Below are 20,175 nucleotides of genomic sequence, written 5' to 3' on the forward strand. Positions count from 1 at the left end.
ATGTCGGGAGCCATGTCGGGGGCCACACCGAGAGCCGCGCCGGAGCCGGATGCTCACGTCCCCGGCGCCACGGCCTCTCCGGAGGCCTCCTCGACGGCCTCCTCGACGGCCTCCTCGGCGGGCTCCCCGGTCGGCGCCTCGGTGGGCGCGTCCGTGGTGGTCTCGGTCGTCGGCTCGGTCGTCGGCTCGGTGGTGGGCTCGGTGGTGGGCTCGGTCGTCGGCTCGGTGGCCTCGCCGGTCGGGGCGGCGGTGGGGTCGGGACCGACCGCTCCGGAGCCCTCCACGCTGTTGCTGGTCGGGTCGCCGGTACGGCTCACGCGCTTCGCGTGGCACTCCTCGGCGTCGTACCCCTCGGCCGCGCACCAGCCGAGCGCGCCGGCCGCCTCCGGGAAGGTCTGGGTCGCGAGCGTGGCGTAGGCGCCGCGCAGCAGGAAGGAACTGGGGTAGTCGTCCGTCGCCACCAGCACCACGTCGTGGTCCCCGGCCAGCCGGTCGTACTCGGCCAGGATCGCCTCGTGGTCGTAGGTGACCCCGCTCTCGGGGTCGGTGTTGCCCAGCTTGCGGACGCTGAGCTGCGGTGCCCAGACGTCCATCATCTCCTGCTCGACCTGGTCGCGGTCCTCGGCCACGACCGTCTCCATCCGCTCCTCGGCGGTGACCCGGTCCGCGACGGGGGCCACGTCCTCGCTGGAGGCCGGCCACCAGCCCAGGGAGTCGCCGACCCCCCACCCTGCGGCCAGGACCGCGAGCACGGCCACCCCGCCCAGCACCAGCGGCAGCCGACGGCGGCCCGGCGGGCGGTCGGCACCGGGCGGCGGACCGGCCGGCTCGTCGTGGGCCTCGGTCAGGTCCATCAGGATCGTCTCGGGCGCCGCCCGAGGGGCCGGGTCGGCGACCGGCTGCTCCTCGGTGGGTGCCGCCGCGGGTGCCGGGAGGTGCGACGCCTCGGCCGCCGCGGCCACCCCGGCCGCGCCCAGCGCCACGGCGTGCTTCGGGTGAGCGTCGACCGCCACCGGCCGCCCCAGCTCGGCACCGATCATCTGCGCCACGATCGGCATCCGCGAGCCGCCACCGACCAGCAGCACCGCGTCCACGTCGGCGTCCTCCATGCCCGCCGACTCCAGGGCACGGCGCAGCGCGAGCAGGGTGCCGCCGAGCATCGGCCGCACCATCGACTCCAGCTCCGCCCTGGTCAGCCGCACCTCGGTGGCGAGACCCGGCAGCAGCACCGGCACCGCGACATCGGTGTCCGCCGAGAGCGCCTCCTTGGCGTCCACGCACTCGCGGCGCAGCCGGGCCACCGCGGCGACGGCGTCCGGGTCGTCCTCGTCCAGCTCGGCGAGCCGGTCCCCGAGCGCCTCGCGCACGTGGTGGAAGACCGCCGCGTCGACGTCGATGCCGCCGAGCTGCTCGATGCCCTCGGGTCGGCCGAGGATCTCGAACCCGTCCGCCGTCTTGCGCAGCACCGCGGCGTCGAAGGTGCCGCCGCCGAGGTCGTAGACCGCGACCACGGAGCCGGGGTCGACCCGCTGCTCGCCGGCGTAGAAGATCGCCGCCGCCTCCGGCTCGGTGGTGAAGTCGACCGGGACGTCGACGCCCGAGAGCCGGACCACCTGACGCAGCAGGTCGCACTTGAACGGCCCCCAGTTGGCGGGGTGGGACAGGCAGATCCGCGTGGGCGGACCACCCTCGCGGGTGGCGACCGCGTCGACCACCCAGGCCAGCAGTCCGGCGGTGAGCGCCTCCGGCGAGTACGGCGTGCCGCCGAGCAGGATCGGCTCCGGCTGCCCGAACCGGCGCTTGAACTCACGGGCCAACCGGTGCGGCTCGCTCGTCCCCCGGCGCGACGCCGCATCCCCGGTCAACAGCGTCCCGTCCTCCCGGAGCAGCACCACCGACGGGATCGCGTCGGCCCGCTCGCCCAACGGCACGATCTGGGCGTGTCCGTCCCGCAGCACCGCGGCCGCGGTGAAGGTGGTGCCGATGTCGACACCGAGTACGTAGGTCATGGTGTCCTCCTGGACCGGTCCCGAGGTGGGACGCGGGATGGTGGTGGCGGGTGGTGGGCGGGGGACCCGTCGACGCGGTCGCCGGCTCCGATCGTGCGGACGATGCGGGGGATGTCCCCTAACGTCCGGGGCCGCGGGCTTCCTATGCTGCTGGGATGGAGCCGTTGCGGGAGGTGTTCGCCAGGCTGGCCGCCGGAGGCTCCGGCGCCGGCGAGGCCGACGCGCTCGCCGGCCTGGAGCCGGAGCTGGTGGCCGAGGCGCTGGTGGGATACGCCGACACCGCGCCGATCGAGGTCGCCGAGCACCTCGAGGGGTTCGTCACCGGAGCCACCGCCGGTGACGCGGACGCGGACGCGGTCCGGGCCGGCCTCGACCTGCTCGCCCACGCCCCGCGACCGGGGGACGAGGAGCTCGCCGACGACCTGCTCGGCCCCGCGGTGCCGACGGACCCGACGTCCGAGCCGGCATCCGACAGCGGGCCGGCCGCAGACCTGGACGGGGAGCTGGGCAGCGGGCTCGACCTGGGCTTCGGCACCGGCACGACCGAGATCGACCTGCCCACGCCCGAGGATGTCGCCGAGGTGGCCGACGAGCCCGCCGCGGCGTCCGACCCGGAGCCCGGGACGGACGACCCTCCGTTCGACGACGCCGCCGCCGGCGGATGGCTGGATCTCGGTGACCCGGCGGCTCCCGACGGTTCCGAGGGCGACGGGCGCGACGGCGAGGCGGCCGACGACGCCGAGACCGGCGAGTGAGCCGCGCATCCGGATCACCGCCAGCCGTACTGGTCGGCGAGCAGGCCCTCGCAGGACTGGATCACGACGCGCGCGGCCGCGGCGAGCTGGTGGTCGGTCATCGGGCTCTCGGCGCGGCGCTGCCAGCGGGCGAGCGCGGCCGCGGCCTCCTGCCGCACGGTGCCGTCGTCGGCGTCGGCGGCGAGTCCGAGGCGGACCGCCGGCTGCACACCCTGGCCGCCCACCAGGCGCTCGGCCTCGACCAGCACCTGCGGCCGGCCGTCGACCCAGCCGGCGCGGATCGCGGCCAGCACCCGCAGCTCGCGGAACGCGTGCGCGGACGCCACGATCCGCTCGACCTCCGCGACGATCCGGTCGCCGCCGGCCCCGGTGACGACCGCGCCAGCCCCTCCAGCGCGAGCAGCGCGGAGCGGCACTTGAGCACGTCGGCGCGCTGCCAGAACATCGACTCCAGCACCGCGCGCAGGTCGTCGATGCCGCTGCGCTCCAGCAGGGTCGCGGCGAGCTGCGACGAGGTCCCCACCACCCGGTGACGGACCAGCGAGACGGCCAGCCGGACCCCGAACAGCCCGAACCTGTCCAGCAGGTGCCGTCGCGCCTCCGGCGACAGGTCGAGCTCCGGCGCCGGACCGACGAACCGGTCGACGGTCAGCAGCAACCGCTCCGCCGTCGGTACGTCGAGCCGCGCGACGGCGCTCACCATGGCGAACTCGGCCTCGGTGAGGGTCGCCCCGGTCTCCGCGAGCAGCCCGGCCACCGGCACGACGGTCTGCACCATCCGCCGCACCGTCGGGTCCGCCGACATCCGGGCGGCGACGTCGCGCGCGGAGCCCATCGCGTCGAGGCGGCCCGCCCCGACCTCGTCGGCCCGGGAGAGGACCCCGATGGCGTTGACCGGGTTCACCCGGCTGACCGCGTCGTCGTGGAAGGCCCGCAGGAAGTCGACGTCGTCCAGGTGGAGGTGGCGCACCAGGTAGAGCACCGCGTCCGCCGGAGTCGGCTCGTCCTCGGCCGCGATCAGGTCCCAGGCCCGCCGCGCGGTGTTCTCGGTGAGCGACCCGATCCCCGGGGTGTCGATCAGCGTCGCGGTGCGCAGCCCCCGGGAGGGCCACTCGACCACCAGCCGGGCGACCTGCTCCGGTGCCAGGTCCGCGAGGTCGACCCGGACCGCCGTCTCGGTGCGTTCGAAGCGCAGCTGGCGGGGCGGGGCGTCGTACGGCTCCGCGGTCACCCGGCTGGTGTGGCTGTCGGCGTACCAGGTCACCACCCGGGTGCACTCCCCCGCGTCGGTGGGAGCCAGCCGGTCGCCGGCCAGCGCGTTGAGCAGGGTGGACTTGCCGGCCTTGACCCGGCCCGCCACGGCGAGCCGCAACGGTTCGGCCAGCCGGCGCTCGAGGAGCGCGAGGCGCTCCCGGTCGGCCGGTGCCCGATATTCCTCGGTCGCGGCCGCCAGCAGCGTCCGGGTCTCCTGCAGGATGCTCATCGCGCGACCTTCTCCGCCTGCTCGCGCAGGGTCCGCAGCCGCTCCAGCTCGGCGTCGACGTCGGCCAGGCGCCGCTTGCGGTCCTGCTCGCCGGTGCGCGCCACCTCCGAGGCCCGCTGCAGCGCGACCGCATTGGACGCCTCGATCTGCTGGGCGAGCTCGGAGTAGTGGTTGCGCAGCTGGCGCTGGACACCGCGGAGCGTGTCGCGGGACTCCTTGCTCATCACGAAGCCGATCTGGTCGCAGTAGGTGCGCACCGCCGCGACGCCCTGGCGCTGGCGGGACTCCCGCTGACGCTTCTTCTCCTCCTTGAGGCCCTTGTGCCCCATCACCAGTGCGATGCCGAGGGCGATCGGCCCGAGGGTGACCCCGAGCGTCATCCCGAGCATGATGAACATGACGGTGCCGCCGTAGCCGCTGCGCAGCACGGTCATCGCCTGCTTGCCCGCCCCCATCCGGGACAGCTCGATCTTGTGCTCGACCTCCTCGCCCACCACGGTGGCGCGTGGGTCGGGCAGGGCGATCCGGTTGAGCACGTCGCCCGAGGCGTCGCGGAAGTGCTCCCCGACCAGCTCGGAGAGGTCGACGGCGCGCCGGCGCAGCAGCTCGAAGTTGGCCAGCATCTCCCGGGCCACCTCGGCCTGGAGCCACGACTGCATCTCGCCCCAGGTGTCGGCCGGGTCGGTCTGCTCGATCGCCTCGCCGGCGGCCGCCACCACCTCGCGGATGCGGCGGCGCAGGTCGTGGTCGATGTCGGCGTTGAGGTCGGCGATGCCGTCGGAGAGCGTCTGGTTCCACTTCGCCGCGGCGGATCGCAGGCCCTTGACCTGCTCCTGGACCAGGGTGAGCTCGGCGACCACGCGGGCGGCCTCCTCGGGGTCGGCGAGCGCCGCCCGCTCGGCACGGAACTGAGCCTCCAGCTGGGCGCAGGTGGTGACCACGACCGCGGCCGCGTCCGCGGCCAGCCTCTCCTCGACGCTCCCGCCGACCCGCTCCTGCAGTGCCCGGACCAGGTCGGGGAAGCCGGACTCGGCGTCCAGCGCGGCGTCCGCCTCGCGCAGCGCGGCCTCGCGCAGCGGCGAGGCGACCGGGACCACCCCGTGGTCGATGCCGGCCTCACGCAGCCGCCGGTCGGTGCGGTCCCTGATCTCCCGCCACGCGGGTAGAGGTCGGTCTTGGTCATCACACAGACGACGGCGCCGCACACCGCGCGCGCCTGGACCAGGAAGTCGAGCTCGGCGCGGGTGAGCTCCTGGGACGCATCGGTCACGAAGACCAGCGCCTGGGCCAGCGAGGCCGCGGCGAGCGTGGCCGCGGCATGGGCGGAGCCGAGTCCGCCGACACCCGGGGTGTCGACCAGCACCACCCCGCCCCGGAGCAGCGGGCGGGGCACGCACACCTCGGCGCCGATCGCCCGCGTCTCGGCGGCCGCGCCGTCGGAGCGGTGCTCGAGCACGACGTCCCGGAGCCGGCCGAGCTCCACCGGGACCCGACGCAGCGGCTCGGTGGGGTCGGGCCGGCCCTCCTCGCGCACCAGCAGCGCTGCGGCCGGGCGCTCGCCGTACCGGAGGTAGGTCGGGATGGCGGTGGCGATGTCGTCGTCGACCGGGCACACCGCGGCCCCGACGAGGGCGTTGACCAGCGAGCTCTTCCCCTGCTTGAACTCACCGACCACCACCACGTGCACCGAGGGTTCGGCGAGGCGGCGCCGGGCCCGGTGGAGCGGCTCGGCGAGGTCCGCGCGGTCGAAGGCCTCGCAGGCGCGCAGACCGTGGTCGACCAGTGCCTCCGCCCGGTCCATGATGGGGTTCGCGGCCATGACGTGCTCCTCGGATGCTCGGTTGCTGCTCGTGTCGCGCCCCGGTCAGCGGGGCGCACGGGTGCACGGACCGGAGTCGCCCGGCCCGTGCACCCGCCCGCGTCCGTGGTTCCTCACATGCCCGCTTCGGTCATGTCCGCCGTGTCGGTGGCCGGCGGCTCCGGCTCCGGCGCCGGCGGAGCCACGTACGCCGGCTCGACGGGCGCGACGTCGACGTCGACGATCTCGTCGGCCGACCCGGTCGCGTCCCCCTGGTTGGCCAGCGCCGAGCCCTCGTCGAGCTCGTTGTCGGAGGTGTTGGCCGCGGCGTCACCCTGCGCGACGTCGTCGAGCTCGGACTGGTTGTTCGCGTTCTGCGAGTCACCGAAGTTCAGGTTGAGGTTCACGTCGCCGCTGTCCCCACCCGTGGTGCCCCCGACACTCCCGCCGCCGGCGTAGCCGCCGGACCCACCGTCGCCCGAGGTTCCCGCGCCGCCGGACCCGCCGGCGCCTCCGGTGGCGGTCGCGCTACCGCTGCCGCCGTCCTTGCTGTCGAACAGGCCGCCGCCGCTGAACAGGCCGCCGCCACTGCCGCCGCCCGCGCTCTCCGCGGTGGCCGCTCCGCCGGCCGCGCCGGCACCCCCGGTGGCCGCACCCGAGCCGCCCCCGGTCGACGTACCTCCGGCGCCACCAGTGCCGCCGGTGGTGTTCCCGGAGCCGGTGTCGATGTCGATCCCGCCCATCAGCCCGGAGTTGGTGCCGAAGTTGGCGTCGTTGGCGTCGCCGTCCACCTGGTTGATGTCGCTGTTGTGGTCGCCCACGACCGCGTTGTCGACGTCACCGTCGGCGATGATCCCGTGGTTCTCCCCGGTGTTGATCGGCGCGCTGACGTCCTCGGCGATCACCGAGCCGTTGTCCGCGGTGAGCTTGTCACCGTGGACCTGCTCCTGGATCACGTTGTCGCCGGTGTTGGCCTGACCGTGGTTGTCCCCGTCGATGATCTGGGCGCCGTCGCCGGTGGCGGCGTTGTGCACGTCGTGGCCGGCGGCCACCGACCCGTCACCCACCGCGACGCCCTCGTTGTCGTCGCCCGCGAACGAGCCGTCGCCCTCGGCGTGGTTGCTGCTGACGTCGACGTCGTTGTTCGAGCCGAAGACGTTCACGTCGGTCGAGTGGTCGTCGAAGTACTGGTTCGTCACCTGGCTGACCTGCTGGATGGTGTCCCCGGAGGGGTGGTAGCCACCGCCCCAGCTGCCGCCACCGCCGCCGCCGCTGTGCGGGACGGCCTGGTGGACCACCTGGTCGATGTCGACGCCGGCGGTCTCGCACCGGTCGAGTCCGTGGGCCGCGAACGCCCCCTCCGGATCGGCCAGGAACGCCTCGGTGGTCTGCTCGTCGCCGAAGACGCTCTGGAAGAAGTCGACGAGCTGGTCGTGCACCGCCGACGTCACATTGATGTTGTTCATCTCGATCTCCTCGTTGGGGTGCTCCGGCTTGTGCCGGGGCTGTGCGTTCGATCCTTCGCCGAAGTCGCGGCGGGCGGATCGGGGATTCCCCCCTGCTCTCGGATCACCGACGGGGGGTGGGTGATACCGCTGCCGACCGGGAAGGGGGTTGCGGCGGCGTGGCGCCTGCTCATGGCGCGAGCGGCCGGAGGGCGGCCAGCAGCTCGGCCCGGGTGCCCGCCCCGACCTTGGTGCGGATCCGGGCGACGTGGTGCTCGATGGTCTTCGGGGACAGGAACAGCTGAGCGCCGATCTCCTTGTGGGTCTGGCCGGCCAGGACCAGGCGCGCCACCTCGATCTCCCGCTCGGAGAGCAGGCTGGTGGGGTCGTCCGCCGGGGACCCCGCGGCGGACGACAGCGCCTGGTGCCCAGGGTCCGGGGTGCCCAGGTCCCGGGCGCGGGAGAGCAGCCGCCGGGCGACGGCCGCGTCGCCGGTGCGGATCGCCGTGTGCCCGCACAGCCGCGATGCCTCCCACGGCAGTCCGACGGCGACCAGGCCCTCGGCCGCCGCCGACACCTGTGCCTCCTCCACCTCGGCCCGCAGGGCGGCCGCCCACAACGCGGCCGCTCGCGCCTGGGCCCGTGGGCGGAGGGCACCGTGCGCGGGCAGCGCCCGTGCCGCCGCCGCAGCGGCGGGCGCGTCCTCCACCGCGATCGCCGCCTGCAGCCGGGTCCAGGCGACCACGGCCTGCCAGGCGGGGGGCCGGCCCAGCCGGTCCAGGACGGTGTCGAGGTCGTCGGGCACCGCGTGGTCCGGCTCGCCCAGCCGGGCTCCCGCGACGAGCAGCTCCTCGAGCGGCTCCGCGACGAGCAGGTCCACCGCACGACGGGCCAGCACCGGCCTCGCGACGGACCAGGCCGAGCGCAGCTGGGACGCCTCGCCGCTGCGCCGGGCGAGGCCTGCGGTCAGCGCCGCGACCAGCAGCGCCTCGCGGCCCGGGAGCGACGCCGCGCCCACCCGTGCCAGCTCCTCCCGCGCGGTGTCCGGCCGCCCGCCCCGCAGGCGCACCCAGGCCAGCAGCAACCGGTGCCGCACCCCGCCGTGCGGCCCGTTCAGGCCGGCGGCGCAGGCACGCTTCAGCAGGTGCTCCGCCGTCGCCGGGTCCCCGGCGGCGACCGCCGCCAGCGCCCCGATCGCGTGGGGTGTGTCGGGCAGCAGCAGGTGCGGCGAGGCCTCGAGTGCCTCCGCGGCCTCGATCAGCAGCGGCACCGCCCGGTCCGGGGTCGCCAGCTCGAGCGCCGCACCGGCGAGCAGCCGCGCGGCGTGCGGGGCATCGCGGGCCGCCTCGCGGGCCGCCTCGCGGGCCGCCTCGCGGGCCGGCTCGAGCGACCCGGTCGCCACCAGCGACGGCACGGCGAGCACGGGCCCCGGCGTACCGGCGGCCACGAGCAGCTCGGCCGCGCGTGCGGCCCGCCCCTGGTGCGCCGCAGCGATCCCGGCCACGACCGCCATCGGCGCCGCCTCCGCACTGCCCGCCGGTACGTCGAGGGCCGGCGCCCGGCCCAGCCGCAGGGCCGCCTCCGCCCGGCCCACCACCAGCTCCGCGGGATCGGCTCCGCAGGCGAGCGCGAGGTCGTACCAGCCGTCGGCGTCGCCGGGATCGGGGTGGCGCTGCGCCTGCCCCGCCGCGAGGTACGTCGCCGCCGCGGTGGGTGAGCGGCCGCCGGCGGCCCGCAGGTGCTCGGCCGCCGCCACCGGGTCGTAGGTCGCCAGGGACCGGGCCAGGGCGTCGTGGCCGTCGCGGAGCTCGGTCGGGGTCGCCAGTGCGAGCACTGCCTCGGCGACCGCGGGGAGGAGGCGGTCCTCCTCCGCGGTGAGCAGACCGGCGTCGCGCAGCTCGCGCAGCACCCCCGCGAACCGGTCCGGCTCCAGGCCGATCGCCCGCGCGATCACGTCGTCCACCGCGTCGGCGTGCAGCGCGAGCAGTCTCGCGAGCGGCTCGGCGCCGCTGCGCGCCAGCTGGCGGGCGACGCGGGAGGCGAGGTGCGCGCTGTCGTCGGCGGCCATCGCGACCACCAGTGCCGGTCGCCCCGCGGTGGCGCCGTGCACCGCCGTGGCGCGGTCCGGGTCCACCGGGTGACCGCACACCCGGGCCAGCGTCGCCGCCACCTCGGCCGGCACCAGCGGTCCGAGCTGCTCCACCCGCCCGGAGGCCGCGATCGCGGCATCCAGCTCCGCCAGCTGCGGCGAGACGAGGCTCGGCCGCCTGCTCAGCAGCGCCGGCACCCCGCTGCGGACGGCGGCCGCGAGCAGCTCCAGCACCGGTGCCGACATCCGGTGGGCGTCGTCCAGCAGGAGCACCGCCCCGCCCTGGCGGGCCCGCTCCACCGCATCGCGCGCCTGCGCGGGGTCGGCGCCGGTGTCCAGCGCCTCGCACGGGCGACCGCGGGCGAGCTCGTCCAGCCGATGGGTGCGACCGGCGCCATCGACGCCCACCACCGCCACGTGCACCGGCCTCGGAGTGTCCCCGCCCGAGGGCATACCCGAGTATCCACCTGTCGGTCCGCGGCCGCACCCCGGATTCATCGCGGGCTCGGCGCCCCGACGACGCCAGAACGGCCCCGGTCGCGAGGACCGGGGCCGTTCGGGTGGTGCTGCGTGCTGTCGCCCCTCAGCGGAGCGACGGGCGCTGGATCAGAAGTCCATGCCGCCCATGCCGCCCATGTCGCCGCCGCCGGGCATGGCCGGAGCCTTCTCCGGCTTGTCGGCGATGACGGCCTCGGTGGTGAGGAACAGCGCGGCGATCGACGCGGCGTTCTGCAGCGCCGAGCGGGTCACCTTGGCCGGGTCGATGATGCCCGCGGCCAGCAGGTCGACGTACTCACCGGTCGCGGCGTTGAGGCCCTGACCGGCCGGCAGGCCGGCGACCTTCTCCACGACGACGCCACCCTCGAGACCGGCGTTGACCGCGATCTGCTTGAGCGGGGCCGAGACGGAGGCCTTGACGATCTGGGCACCGGTGGCCTCGTCGCCGGAGAGCTCGAGCTTCTCGAACGCGGCGGCAGCGGCCTGCACCAGCGCGACGCCACCACCGGGGAGGATGCCCTCCTCGACGGCCGCCTTCGCGTTGCGGACGGCGTCCTCGATGCGGTGCTTGCGCTCCTTGAGCTCGACCTCGGTGGCCGCGCCGACCTTGATCACGGCAACGCCGCCGGCCAGTTTGGCCAGCCGCTCCTGCAGCTTCTCGCGGTCGTAGTCGGAGTCCGACTTCTCGATCTCGGCCCGGATCTGGTTGACCCGGCCCTCGAGCTGACCCTGGTCGCCGGCACCGTCGACGATGGTGGTCTCGTCCTTGGTGATGACGACCTTGCGGGCCTGGCCGAGCAGGTCGACGGTGGCGGTGTCGAGCTTGAGCCCGACCTCCTCGGAGATGACCTGGCCGCCGGTCAGGATCGCGATGTCCTGCAGCATGGCCTTGCGGCGGTCACCGAAGCCCGGGGCCTTGACGGCGACGGACTTGAAGGTGCCCTTGATCTTGTTGACGACCAGGGTCGACAGCGCCTCGCCGTCGACGTCCTCGGCGATGATCAGCAGCGGCTTGCCCGACTGCATGACCTTCTCCAGCAGCGGGAGCAGGTCCTTGACGGTCGAGATCTTGGAGTTCGCGATGAGGATGTAGGGGTCCTCCAGCACGGCCTCCATGCGCTCCAGGTCGGTGGCGAAGTAGGCCGAGATGTAGCCCTTGTCGAACCGCATGCCCTCGGTGAGCTCGAGGTCGAGCCCGAAGGTGTTCGACTCCTCGACGGTGATGACGCCTTCCTTGCCGACCTTGTCCATCGCCTCGGCGATGGCGTCGCCGACGGTGGAGTCGCCACCGGCGGAGATGGTCGCCGTGGAGGCGATCTCCTCCTTGGTCTCGACCTCCTTGGCGAGGCCGAGGAGCTGCTCGGAGACGGCCTCGACGGCGGACTCGATGCCGCGCTTGAGACCCATCGGGTTCGCGCCGGCCGCGACGTTGCGCAGGCCCTCGCGGACCAGCGCCTGGGCCAGCACGGTCGCCGTCGTCGTACCGTCACCGGCGACGTCGTCGGTCTTCTTCGCGACCTCCTTGACCAGCTCAGCGCCGATCTTCTCGTAGGGGTCCTCGAGCTCGATCTCCTTGGCGATGGAGACGCCGTCGTTGGTGATCGTGGGGGCGCCCCACTTCTTCTCGAGCACCACGTTGCGGCCCTTGGGGCCGAGGGTGACCTTCACGGCGTCGGCAAGGGTGTTCATACCCTTCTCGAGCCCGCGACGGGCCTCCTCGTTGAAAGCAATCAGCTTCGACATAACTCTTGCGATTCCTCACGCAGTCGAGTCGTGGTGATCCGGTTCGCTGCCCGCGACGGACGGCCAGGCCGAACCGGTGGTCCCTTCCCACCGACGCTGCTGACCTCAACTCCCCGGACCGGGGTCTGGTTGTCACTCTCCTGAGGAGAGTGCCAGCCTCATGTTTAGCACTCGCCCTAGGCGAGTGCAAGCGGGGCCGAGGGCTGGGACGGTGGATCACGACGCCGGCGGGCGGTGCCCGAACGGCACCTCGTCGCGCTCCCCGAGCGCGGTCAGCATCGAGGGCAGCAGGGCCTTGGCGGTGCGCTTGTAGCCGAGCGCGCTGGGATGGAACCGGTCGAGGCTGAACATCTCCTCCGGGTTCGTGATGAAGAACGGACCGACCACGTGCGCCAGCGAGACGGCGTGCGCCCCGCTGCGCACCGCCGCGGCCGCCTGGGCGGCGGCCAGCTGGCGCGACATCCGCGACCCGAGGCTGCGCAACGGCTGGGGCACCGGGCGCAGCGCCCCGAGGTCCGGGCAGGTGCCGACCACGACCTCGGCGCCGCGCTCCCGCAGCTGCGCGATGGCGGCCTCCAGGTGCCCCGCCGACGTCGCGACCGGGACCCGGTGGGTGACGTCGTTGCCACCCACCACGATCACCGCGAGATCGGGGGCGTAGTCGCTCGGCAGCGCCTCCAGCTGACCGGCCAGTGCGGAGCTCTCCGAGCCGACCACGGCGGCGGTGCGCAGGCGGACCGACCGCTGCAGGCTCCGCGCCAGGCCCCGTGCCAGCCGTCCACCCAGGGTGTCCTTGCGGCGCTCGGCGCCGAGCCCGGCCGCGATCGAGTCGCCGAGCACGAGCAGGTCGAGCGGGTCGCCGTACGACTTCTTCCAGACGCGGTCGGCGTCGGGGGCCCGCTCCCCCAGTGGCTTGCCGATCAGGCGGCGCGCCGTGGCGGCCTGCCGGGCGAGCAGGACCCGGGCGCCGCCGACGGCGCCGACGACGAACCCGAGACCGGTCACCAGCACGCCGATGAGCACCACCACCCGGGGCGGCGAGGAGACAGGCATGCCACCGTTTCAACCATGCGGCCCTGAACGGGCCGGGGCGCCGAGGTGTCGCGGGCGTGGCAGGGCGGTGACCCCTGGGGCGGCCCGGTCCCACGCACGGGCTCGGCCGACCGCTCGGCCGATCCTCGGTCGACCGCTCAGCCGACCTCGATCTCCGGCTCGTGCCGGACCGGGAAGTTCACCGAGGCGGCGATGAAGCAGTTCTCGGCGGCCTCCCGGTGGAGGGCGCGGGCGGTGTCGACGAGGGTCGCATCGGCGATGGTGACCACGGGGCGCAGCAGGACCTCGGTGAAGCGGCCGCCCTGACCGACCTGGCTCAGCGTGCCGGTCGGCCGGTCGGCGTAGGCGGTCACCACGACCCCGTGCCGCACGGCGGAGTGCAGGTAGGAGAGCAGGTGGCACTGCGACAGCGCGGCGAGCAGCATCTCCTCGGGGTTCCACCGCGAAGCGTCGCCCCGGAAGGCGGGGTCGGCGGAGCCCTGCAGGTCCGGCTTCCCGTCGGCGCGGAGCAGCACCTCCCGGCCGTAGTCGCGGTAACCGGCGGTCCCCGCCCCGCGGTTGCCCTGCCAGGTCACGTCGAGCCGGTAGCGGTGCTCCATCCGGCCAGTGTGCCGAAAGGTCCCACTCATCGGGCGCAAACGCTGGCGAGAACAGGTTCTACTTGGCACCCTGTCCCTGTGACCGAGCCCACACAAGCCCCCATCGGCGGGACCGCTGCCCCGCCCGCCCGCTGAACCTCGCCGACGTCCTGGAAGCGATGGCCGACCGGATCCCCGACCGGATCGCCGTGTTCACCATGGACCGCTCCTACACCTTCGCCGAGATCGACGAGCGCGCCACCCGGTTCGCCAACCACCTGGTCTCGCTCGGGGTGCAGCCCGGCGACCACGTCGCGGTGCACTCCCCCAACCGGATCGAGTGGATCGACGCCTTCTACGGCTGCCTCAAGGCGCGTGCCGTGCCGATCAACATCAACTACAAGTACAAGCACGACGAGCTCGCCTACCTCTACGACAACGCCGACTGCGTCGCCGCGGTGATCGCACCCGAGTACGCCGCCGCTGTCGACGAGCTCGACCTGCCCACCCTGCGGCACCGGATCATCCTGGGCGAGCAGTACGACGCCGCGCTGGCCGCCGCCTCCGCCGAGCGCCGGATCACCGGGCGCAGCGGCGACGACCACTACGTGATCTACACCGGCGGCACCACCGGCAACCCCAAGGGCGTGGTGTGGCGCAACGAGGACCTGATGCGGGCGGCGCTGAACGCCAGCCGGTTCGGCGCACCGATCGAGTCGGTCGAGGCGCTGGCCGCGGAGGCCGAGGCCAACGAGAACCCGATGGTGCTGCTGGCCTGCGGCCCGATGATGCACGGCGGCAGCCAGTGGATCCTCGGCAACGGTCACGTCGCCGGCTTCACCGTCTGCCTCTACGACCAGGTCCACTTCGACCCGGAGGCGATCCTGGACCTGGTCCAGGCCGGCAAGGTGGTCTCGCTGACCTTCCTCGGCGACGCGATGGGACGGCCGGTCGCCGAGGCGATCCTGGCCGAGCCGGACCGGTGGGACCTGAGCAGCCTGATGGCGGTCTCCAACGGTGCCGCACCGCTCTCCGAGGGCGTGCGGGAGGAGATCCGCAAGGCGCTGCCCGGCCGGTTCATCCTCGACTCCTACGGCGCCTCGGAGTCGGGCGCGGCCGGCTCGCGGGTCGACGACGGCACCGACGGCGGCACCGCCGCGCCCCAGTTCGACGTCAACGACCAGGTCGAGGTCTTCACCCCCGACCTGAAGCCGGCCGCGGTCGGCGAGGACGGGATGCTCGCCCGCTCCGGCCCGGTGCCCCTGGGCTACTACAAGGACCCGGTGAAGACGGCCGCCACGTTCAAGGAGATCGACGGCGTCCGGTGGGCGATCCCGGGCGACTTCGCCCGCAAGGAGGCGAACGGAAAGATCTCGGTGCTGGGCCGCGGCTCGGTGTGCATCAACACCGGCGGCGAGAAGGTCCACCCCGAGGAGGTCGAGGGGGTCCTGCTCCGGCACGAGGAGGTCTTCGACGCCGTGGTCGTCGGCACCGCCCACGAGCGCTGGGGCCAGCAGGTCACCGCGCTGGTCCAGGTCCGCGACGGCTCGGGGGTCACCGAGGAGGAGCTGCGGGACCACTGCAAGGCACTCATCTCGAACTACAAGGTGCCGAAGAAGGTCCTCTTCATCGACGAGGTGCCGCGCACCCCGGTGAGCAAGGTCGACTATCCGGCCAGCGCCGCCCTGGCGGTCGAGCTGCTCGGCTGACCGGAGCCGGTCCACCGGCACGCGTACGTCGAGCGCCCCCGTCCTGGCCGGACGGGGGCGCTCGTCGTGGTGCTGCGTGGTGCGGAGCGGCTCAGCAGCCGCCGGCGACGGCGGGGATCACCGAGATCTGGGTGCCCTCGGGGGTCGGGGTGGCCAGGTCGTCGAGGAAGCGGACGTCGTCGTTGCCGACGTAGACGTTGACGAAGCGGCGCAGCTTGCCGTCCTCGTCGACCACCCGGCCCTTGATGCCGGCGAACCGGGCGTCCAGGTCGTCGAGGACCTCGGCCAGCGTGGAGCCCTCGGCGCTGACCTCGGAGTCACCTCCGGTGTAGGTGCGGAGGATGGTGGGGATGCGGACGCTGACGGCCATGGTTGTTCCTCTGGTTCTCGGTGGTGGTCTCGGGAGCGGCCTCGCTCAGGCGATGCCGGTGGCCTTGAAGGACTCGTAGGTGGGGGCGATCGTGGCGGCGGCTCCGACCTGGCCCGAGATCGCGTCGAGCGTCTTGAGGCCGTGACCGGTGTTGATCACCACGGTCTCGAGCTCCGGGTCGAGCTGACCGGTCTCGACCAGCTTGCGGGTGACCGCGACGGTGGTGCCGCCCGCGGTCTCGGTGAAGATCCCCTCGGTCCGGGCGAGCAGCACGATGCCGGCGCGCACCTCGTCGTCGGTGACCTCCTCGACGGCGCCGCCGGTGCGCCGCGCGATGTCGAGCACGTAGATGCCGTCGGCCGGGTTGCCGATGGCGAGGCTCTTGGCGATGGTGTCCGGCTTGACCGGGCGGATGGCGTCGGTGCCGGCCTTGAAGGCGGTGGCGACCGGGCCGCAGCCCTCGGCCTGGGCCCCGAAGATCCGGTAGGGCTTGTCCTCGACGAGGCCCAGCTTGATCAGCTCCTGGAACGCCTTGTCGACCTTGGTCAGCTGGGAGCCCGACGCGACCGGGATCACGATCTGGTCGGGCAGCCGCCAGCCGAGCTGCTCGGCGATCTCGTAGCCCAGGGTCTTCGAGCCCTCGGCGTAGTAGGGCCGCACGTTGACGTTGACGAAGGCCCAGCCCTCCTCCTCGCCGGCGATCTCCGAGGCCAGCTTGTTCACGTCGTCGTAGTTGCCGTCCACGGCGACCAGCGACTCGGTGAAGATCGCGGAGTTGACCTGCTTGGGCTGCTCCAGGTTGGACGGGATGAAGACGACGGTCTTGATCCCGGCCCGGGCGCCGGCGGCGGCCACGGCATTGGCCAGGTTGCCGGTCGAGGGGCAGGCGAAGACCTTGGCGTCGAGCTCGCGGGCGGCGCTGAGTGCGCACGCGACGACGCGGTCCTTGAAGGAGTTGGTCGGGTTGGTCGAGTCGTCCTTGACCCAGAGCCGGGCCAGGCCGAGCTCCGCGGCGAGGTTCTTCGCCTCGAGCAGCCGGGTGAACCCGGGCTCGGTGTTGGGGCTGGCCTCGATGTCGGTGGGCACCGGCAGCAGCGCCTTGTAGCGCCAGATGTTGCGCGGGCCGGCCTCGATCTCCGCGCGGGTGATCGCGGGGAACTCGTAGGCGATCTCCAGGGGACCGAAGCACTCCGGACAGGCGTAGAAGGGGCCGAGGTCCACCCGGTGGCTGCACTCACGGCAGGCGAGGGCGACGGCGTTGCCGAACGCTCCCTCGCGGGGGCCGGTGTTCTCGGTCGAGGTGGTCTGGTCTGCCTCGGTCACGGCGGCGCTCATGGATTTCCTCCTTCTCATCTGCCCCGGCGCGTCCTTCGCGGCGGGTCGGATTTGGCACCGTTTCCACGTCCGTCGCGTCAGCGACGGGGAGTTCGTGGCGGTTGCCGGGACTTCATCGGGCCGTTCCCTCAGTCCCTCTGGATGAGCACGCTCAGACTACGGGCGGTCGTCGCGGGACCGAAATCGAGATCCCAGCATCCGATACTCGCGTCCGGATGATGGGACAAGGCGGTGGCTGGCAGGCGGTGGGGTCACGCCCCGGCCCGGGCCGACCGCGCGTCCTGGGTCAGCTGGCGCAGGAAGTCCAGGACGCCCGCGGGCCCGCGCACCACGACGTCGGCGAGATCCAGCAGGGCGCTCTGCTCCCGCGAGGCCGAGCAGACCCGGAGCGCGGCCAGCCCCTGCTTCTCCAGCACCTCGACCGCCTCGAACGCCTCCAGGTCGCCCAGGTCGTCGCCGGCGAAGCAGAAGCCGCGGGCCCGCAGGTCGGCGGCGAGCCTCTCCACGACGATGCCCTTGTGCGCCCCCGAGGAGCGCACCTCGAGCACCTGCCGCCCCGGCTCGAGGACCAGGCCGTGGTGGGCGGCCAGGTCGCGCAGCGGGTGCAGCAGCCGCTGGAAGGCGGCCTCCGGATCGGCCATCCGCCGGGTGTGCACGGCGACGGCCAGCCCCTTGTCCTCGATCCAGGCGTCGGCGGCGTCCGCGCGGCGCAGGGCCCGGGGCAGCTCGCGCTCGAAGGTCGCCAGTCCCCGCGGCGGGCGCGGGCTGACGATCCGGCGGCGACCCGCCGTCCACCTCTCGTTGCCGTACTGGCCGAACAGGTAGAGCTCCTTGCCGGAGGCCTGGATCGCGTCGCCGACCTCCTCGAGTCCGCCGAGGTCGAGCGCCTGGCGCGCCGGACGGCCGGTGATCACCGCGATCGCCCGCACCTCGGAGGCGAGGTCGACCAGCACCTCGGACGCCTCCGGGTGGATGTGCGCCCGGGTCGGGTCCTCCACGATCGGCGCCAGCGTGCCGTCGAAGTCGAGTCCGACCACGGAGTCGGCGGCCGCTCGCACCAGCGCGGTGTAGCGGCGTTCACCCTCGAGCGACGAGAACTGCACACCCTCATCCCACCACGTCGCGGGGCCCGGCAGGAGCGCGGGAGGCCAACCTCACCCTCGCGGCGGGGGTCAGCCCACGTCGCCGGTGAGGATCAGGGTCAGGTTCTCCGAGCTCATGTCGGAGTCGACGTCGGCCGGCATCACCCGCTGGATGCCCAGGTCGAGGGCGAGCTGACGCGCCTCTCGCTTCATCCCCGGCGGGTAGTACACGGTCGTGGAGAGCACTGTCCCGTACCAGTTGTCGGCCGCCACGAAGTTCCAGCCGATCTCGGAGACCTCGTTGCCGACCTCGCCGGCCAGGCCCGCGATGGAGGTGTTGTTGAAGACCACGACGCCGACCTCGTCGCGCTGCACCGGCGGCTTGGCCTTCTTCGTCGGCTCCGCGGTGGGCTCGGTCTCGGGCTCCTCCGCGGCGTCGTCGGTCGGGTCCGCCGACGCGGAGGGGTCGGCCTCGGCGACGGTGGTGATCTCCCGCTCCGAGGGATCGGTGTCGCGGGTCACCACGAAGGCGACGGCGGCGAGCGCCACCGCCACGATGCTGAGCAGTACGACGGGCGAGGGCAGCACCGCACCACGCTGGCCGCGTGCGCGGCGGGAGCGGGGGCGCGGACTGAACGCAGAGGGCCAGGTGGGGAAGGTCATGGCCGCCGGTCCTTCCTGGGTCGGGTCAGATCTCGAATCCGAGACGGCGGGCCGAGCGCTGGCGCTGGCGCTGCGAGCGCAGCCGCCGCAGTCGGCGTACCAGCAGCGGGTCGGCGGCGAGCGCCTCCGGACGGTCGATGAGGGCGTTGAGCACCTGGTAGTAGCGGGTCGAGCTCATGTCGAACTTCTCGCGGACCGCGCTCTCCTTCGCGCCGGCGAACTTCCACCACTGGCGCTCGAACTCGAGGATGTCGCGATCACGCTGGCTCAGGCCGTCGGCAGGCGCCTGGGCACCGGTCGCCTCGGACTGGCTGCTCGGTTCGGCGTTCATCTGCTTCCTCCTGTTCGCACCTGCGGGAACACGTGCGATCGACCCCATCGTGACGACCACTGTAAACGGCGAATCACACGCATGTCATTCAGATCGCTCCGGGCGCGACCCGCGAGTCTCCCAGGTCACACCGCCCGGCCCGCCGCAGGGGTGGGTAGGTTGCCGACATGGCTGACACCGACCTGCCCGGCACCGACGTCGGTTGGGGCATCCTGGCCACCGGCAAGATCGCCCGCACCTTCGCCCGCGACCTCGCCGTCACTCCGGGTGCTCGGCTGGCCGCCGTCGGCTCCCGCAACGGCGACGCGGCGGCGGCCTTCGCGGCCGAGCACGGCGACGACCGGACCGCGTCGCACGGCTCCTACGACGCGCTCCTCGCCGACCCGTCGGTCGAGGTGGTCTACGTCGCCACGCCGCACGCCTTCCACCTGGACAACGCCCGGGCGGCCTTCGCCGCCGGCAAGCACGTCCTGTGCGAGAAGCCGATCGCCCTGGACGCCGCCGACGCCGCGACGATGGTCGAGCTCGCCGTCGCCCACGACCGGTTCCTGATGGAGGCGATGTGGACCGCCTGCCACCCGGTGATCCGGGCGTTGCGCGACCACCTGGCCTCGGGCCGGTTCGGCACACCGCGCCACCTGCGCGCCGAGCTCGGGTTCCGGGTGGACGCGCCCCCCGGTGACCGGATGCTCGACCCGGCGCTGGGCGCCAGCGCGCTGCTCGACATGGGCATCTACCCGTTGACCTTCGCGCACCTGATGCTCGGCGAGGCCGAGTCGCTGAGCGCGACCGCGACCCTCTCCGGTCGCGGGGTCGACCTGGACGTCGCGATCGCCGGCCGCTACCCGGGCGCGGTCGCCAACCTGTCGGCCTCGATGACGTCGTGGTCCTCGAGCAGCGCGGCGATCGCCACGGACCTGGGCCGGATCGAGATCGCCGAGTTCTACCACCCCGAACGGGCCGTCTTCGTGCCGCACGACCCGGCGGCTGGCCCGCAGCCCGACCGGGCGGTCGCCATCACCGCCGAGGAGCCGGTGATCGGCATCGGCTACGGCAACGAGATCGCCGAGGTGAACCGGTGCGTGCGCGCCGGGCTCCGGGAGAGCCCGCTGGTGCCGCACAGCCAGACGCTCACGGTGCTGCGTCAGATGGACGACCTGCGCGCCCAGGTCGGGGTGCGTTTCGACGGCCCTCCCGCCGGCGGGTAGCCACCGACGCACCCACCGATAGGGTG

17 protein-coding genes, 1 pseudogene and 1 riboswitch are annotated in these 20,175 nt (G+C 73.6%); of the genes and pseudogenes, 3 read left to right on the plus strand and 15 right to left on the minus strand.

Features of this window, described 5'->3' with window-relative positions; translation table 11 throughout:
- Positions 1–53: 53 nt before the first annotated feature.
- Positions 54–2,009, minus strand: coding sequence for an Hsp70 family protein (locus FIV43_RS21025; protein ID WP_181407468.1), 1,956 nt, complete (start codon positions 2,007–2,009; stop codon positions 54–56).
- 155 nt (positions 2,010–2,164) lie between these two features.
- Here FIV43_RS21025 and FIV43_RS12380 point away from each other — a divergent pair, with 155 nt between their 5' ends.
- Positions 2,165–2,764 carry a hypothetical protein gene (locus FIV43_RS12380; protein WP_141014383.1) on the plus strand — a complete coding sequence of 200 codons (600 nt, stop codon included), beginning with the start codon at positions 2,165–2,167 and terminating at the stop codon, positions 2,762–2,764.
- Between the two features lie 14 nt (positions 2,765–2,778).
- On the opposite strand, the gene FIV43_RS21480 is transcribed toward FIV43_RS12380, so the two are convergent.
- The 9 genes and pseudogenes from FIV43_RS21480 to FIV43_RS12415 form a co-directional block, all read right to left on the minus strand.
- Positions 2,779–2,922: a hypothetical protein gene (locus tag FIV43_RS21480; protein ID WP_196780775.1), complete on the minus strand. Its 144-nt coding sequence runs from the start codon at positions 2,920–2,922 to the stop codon at positions 2,779–2,781.
- The gene (locus tag FIV43_RS12385; RefSeq protein ID WP_196780776.1) at positions 2,862–4,247 is read right to left on the minus strand and encodes a dynamin family protein; all 1,386 of its coding nucleotides are present in this window, start codon (positions 4,245–4,247) and stop codon (positions 2,862–2,864) included. The genes FIV43_RS21480 and FIV43_RS12385 overlap by 61 nt, the downstream gene beginning before the upstream one ends.
- Entirely contained in the window at positions 4,244–5,344 is a 1,101-nt protein-coding gene (locus FIV43_RS22410; protein ID WP_231123163.1) for a hypothetical protein, read from the minus strand. The genes FIV43_RS12385 and FIV43_RS22410 overlap by 4 nt, the downstream gene beginning before the upstream one ends.
- A gap of 122 nt (positions 5,345–5,466) precedes the next feature.
- Positions 5,467–6,066: pseudogene (locus FIV43_RS23825) on the minus strand (dynamin family protein); the annotation flags it as partial.
- A gap of 113 nt (positions 6,067–6,179) precedes the next feature.
- Positions 6,180–7,511 carry a hypothetical protein gene (locus FIV43_RS12395; RefSeq protein WP_141014384.1) on the minus strand — a complete coding sequence of 444 codons (1,332 nt, stop codon included), beginning with the start codon at positions 7,509–7,511 and terminating at the stop codon, positions 6,180–6,182.
- A gap of 169 nt (positions 7,512–7,680) precedes the next feature.
- Positions 7,681–9,987 carry a helix-turn-helix transcriptional regulator gene (locus tag FIV43_RS23165; protein ID WP_181407469.1) on the minus strand — a complete coding sequence of 769 codons (2,307 nt, stop codon included), beginning with the start codon at positions 9,985–9,987 and terminating at the stop codon, positions 7,681–7,683.
- A 198-nt stretch (positions 9,988–10,185) separates the two neighbouring features.
- The gene (groL, locus tag FIV43_RS12405) at positions 10,186–11,820 is read right to left on the minus strand and encodes a chaperonin GroEL (RefSeq protein WP_141014386.1); all 1,635 of its coding nucleotides are present in this window, start codon (positions 11,818–11,820) and stop codon (positions 10,186–10,188) included.
- 216 nt (positions 11,821–12,036) lie between these two features.
- Positions 12,037–12,873, minus strand: coding sequence for an SGNH/GDSL hydrolase family protein (locus tag FIV43_RS12410; RefSeq protein WP_141014387.1), 837 nt, complete (start codon positions 12,871–12,873; stop codon positions 12,037–12,039).
- Between the two features lie 137 nt (positions 12,874–13,010).
- The gene (locus tag FIV43_RS12415; protein WP_141014388.1) at positions 13,011–13,472 is read right to left on the minus strand and encodes an OsmC family protein; all 462 of its coding nucleotides are present in this window, start codon (positions 13,470–13,472) and stop codon (positions 13,011–13,013) included.
- Between the two features lie 158 nt (positions 13,473–13,630).
- Between FIV43_RS12415 and FIV43_RS12420 the strand changes: the two genes are divergently transcribed.
- Complete coding sequence (locus tag FIV43_RS12420) at positions 13,631–15,160, plus strand: AMP-binding protein (protein ID WP_141014389.1); 1,530 nt, start codon at positions 13,631–13,633, stop codon at positions 15,158–15,160.
- 91 nt (positions 15,161–15,251) lie between these two features.
- On the opposite strand, the gene FIV43_RS12425 is transcribed toward FIV43_RS12420, so the two are convergent.
- From FIV43_RS12425 to FIV43_RS12445, 5 genes are all read right to left on the minus strand, one after another.
- Positions 15,252–15,530, minus strand: a complete 279-nt coding sequence (locus FIV43_RS12425) for a MoaD/ThiS family protein (protein ID WP_141014390.1) — start codon at positions 15,528–15,530, stop codon at positions 15,252–15,254.
- A gap of 45 nt (positions 15,531–15,575) precedes the next feature.
- Positions 15,576–16,865 (minus strand): threonine synthase, encoded by a 1,290-nt coding sequence (gene thrC, locus FIV43_RS12430; RefSeq protein ID WP_141014391.1) that lies wholly within the window; start codon positions 16,863–16,865, stop codon positions 15,576–15,578.
- 11 nt (positions 16,866–16,876) lie between these two features.
- Positions 16,877–17,013: riboswitch (SAM riboswitch) on the minus strand.
- Positions 17,014–17,116: 103 nt separating this feature from the next.
- Positions 17,117–17,968 (minus strand): trehalose-phosphatase, encoded by an 852-nt coding sequence (gene otsB, locus FIV43_RS12435; protein WP_141014392.1) that lies wholly within the window; start codon positions 17,966–17,968, stop codon positions 17,117–17,119.
- A 69-nt stretch (positions 17,969–18,037) separates the two neighbouring features.
- Positions 18,038–18,610 (minus strand): LytR C-terminal domain-containing protein, encoded by a 573-nt coding sequence (locus tag FIV43_RS12440; RefSeq protein ID WP_141014393.1) that lies wholly within the window; start codon positions 18,608–18,610, stop codon positions 18,038–18,040.
- A 25-nt stretch (positions 18,611–18,635) separates the two neighbouring features.
- On the minus strand, positions 18,636–18,941 hold the full coding sequence (locus tag FIV43_RS12445) for a DUF3263 domain-containing protein (protein ID WP_141014394.1): 306 nt from the start codon (positions 18,939–18,941) through the stop codon (positions 18,636–18,638).
- Positions 18,942–19,108: 167 nt separating this feature from the next.
- Here FIV43_RS12445 and FIV43_RS12450 point away from each other — a divergent pair, with 167 nt between their 5' ends.
- On the plus strand, positions 19,109–20,149 hold the full coding sequence (locus FIV43_RS12450; protein ID WP_141014395.1) for a Gfo/Idh/MocA family protein: 1,041 nt from the start codon (positions 19,109–19,111) through the stop codon (positions 20,147–20,149).
- Positions 20,150–20,175 lie beyond the last annotated feature (26 nt).

The sequence above is a fragment of the Nocardioides sambongensis genome (assembly GCF_006494815.1).
In the GTDB taxonomy this organism is placed as follows: domain Bacteria; phylum Actinomycetota; class Actinomycetes; order Propionibacteriales; family Nocardioidaceae; genus Nocardioides; species Nocardioides sambongensis.

Excerpts from the sequence above, each read along its gene's own strand:
- FIV43_RS21025 (WP_181407468.1), bottom strand. The coding sequence starts at position 2,009 with ATGACCTACGTACTCGGTGTCGACATCGGCACCACCTTCACCGCGGCC.
- FIV43_RS12380 (WP_141014383.1), top strand. The coding sequence starts at position 2,165 with ATGGAGCCGTTGCGGGAGGTGTTCGCCAGGCTGGCCGCCGGAGGCTCC.
- FIV43_RS12385 (WP_196780776.1), bottom strand. The coding sequence starts at position 4,247 with ATGAGCATCCTGCAGGAGACCCGGACGCTGCTGGCGGCCGCGACCGAG.
- FIV43_RS12395 (WP_141014384.1), bottom strand. The coding sequence starts at position 7,511 with ATGAACAACATCAATGTGACGTCGGCGGTGCACGACCAGCTCGTCGAC.
- groL (WP_141014386.1), bottom strand. The coding sequence starts at position 11,820 with ATGTCGAAGCTGATTGCTTTCAACGAGGAGGCCCGTCGCGGGCTCGAG.
- FIV43_RS12410 (WP_141014387.1), bottom strand. The coding sequence starts at position 12,873 with ATGCCTGTCTCCTCGCCGCCCCGGGTGGTGGTGCTCATCGGCGTGCTG.
- FIV43_RS12415 (WP_141014388.1), bottom strand. The coding sequence starts at position 13,472 with ATGGAGCACCGCTACCGGCTCGACGTGACCTGGCAGGGCAACCGCGGG.
- FIV43_RS12420 (WP_141014389.1), top strand. The coding sequence starts at position 13,631 with ATGGCCGACCGGATCCCCGACCGGATCGCCGTGTTCACCATGGACCGC.
- FIV43_RS12425 (WP_141014390.1), bottom strand. The coding sequence starts at position 15,530 with ATGGCCGTCAGCGTCCGCATCCCCACCATCCTCCGCACCTACACCGGA.
- thrC (WP_141014391.1), bottom strand. The coding sequence starts at position 16,865 with ATGAGCGCCGCCGTGACCGAGGCAGACCAGACCACCTCGACCGAGAAC.
- FIV43_RS12440 (WP_141014393.1), bottom strand. The coding sequence starts at position 18,610 with ATGACCTTCCCCACCTGGCCCTCTGCGTTCAGTCCGCGCCCCCGCTCC.
- FIV43_RS12445 (WP_141014394.1), bottom strand. The coding sequence starts at position 18,941 with ATGAACGCCGAACCGAGCAGCCAGTCCGAGGCGACCGGTGCCCAGGCG.
- FIV43_RS12450 (WP_141014395.1), top strand. The coding sequence starts at position 19,109 with ATGGCTGACACCGACCTGCCCGGCACCGACGTCGGTTGGGGCATCCTG.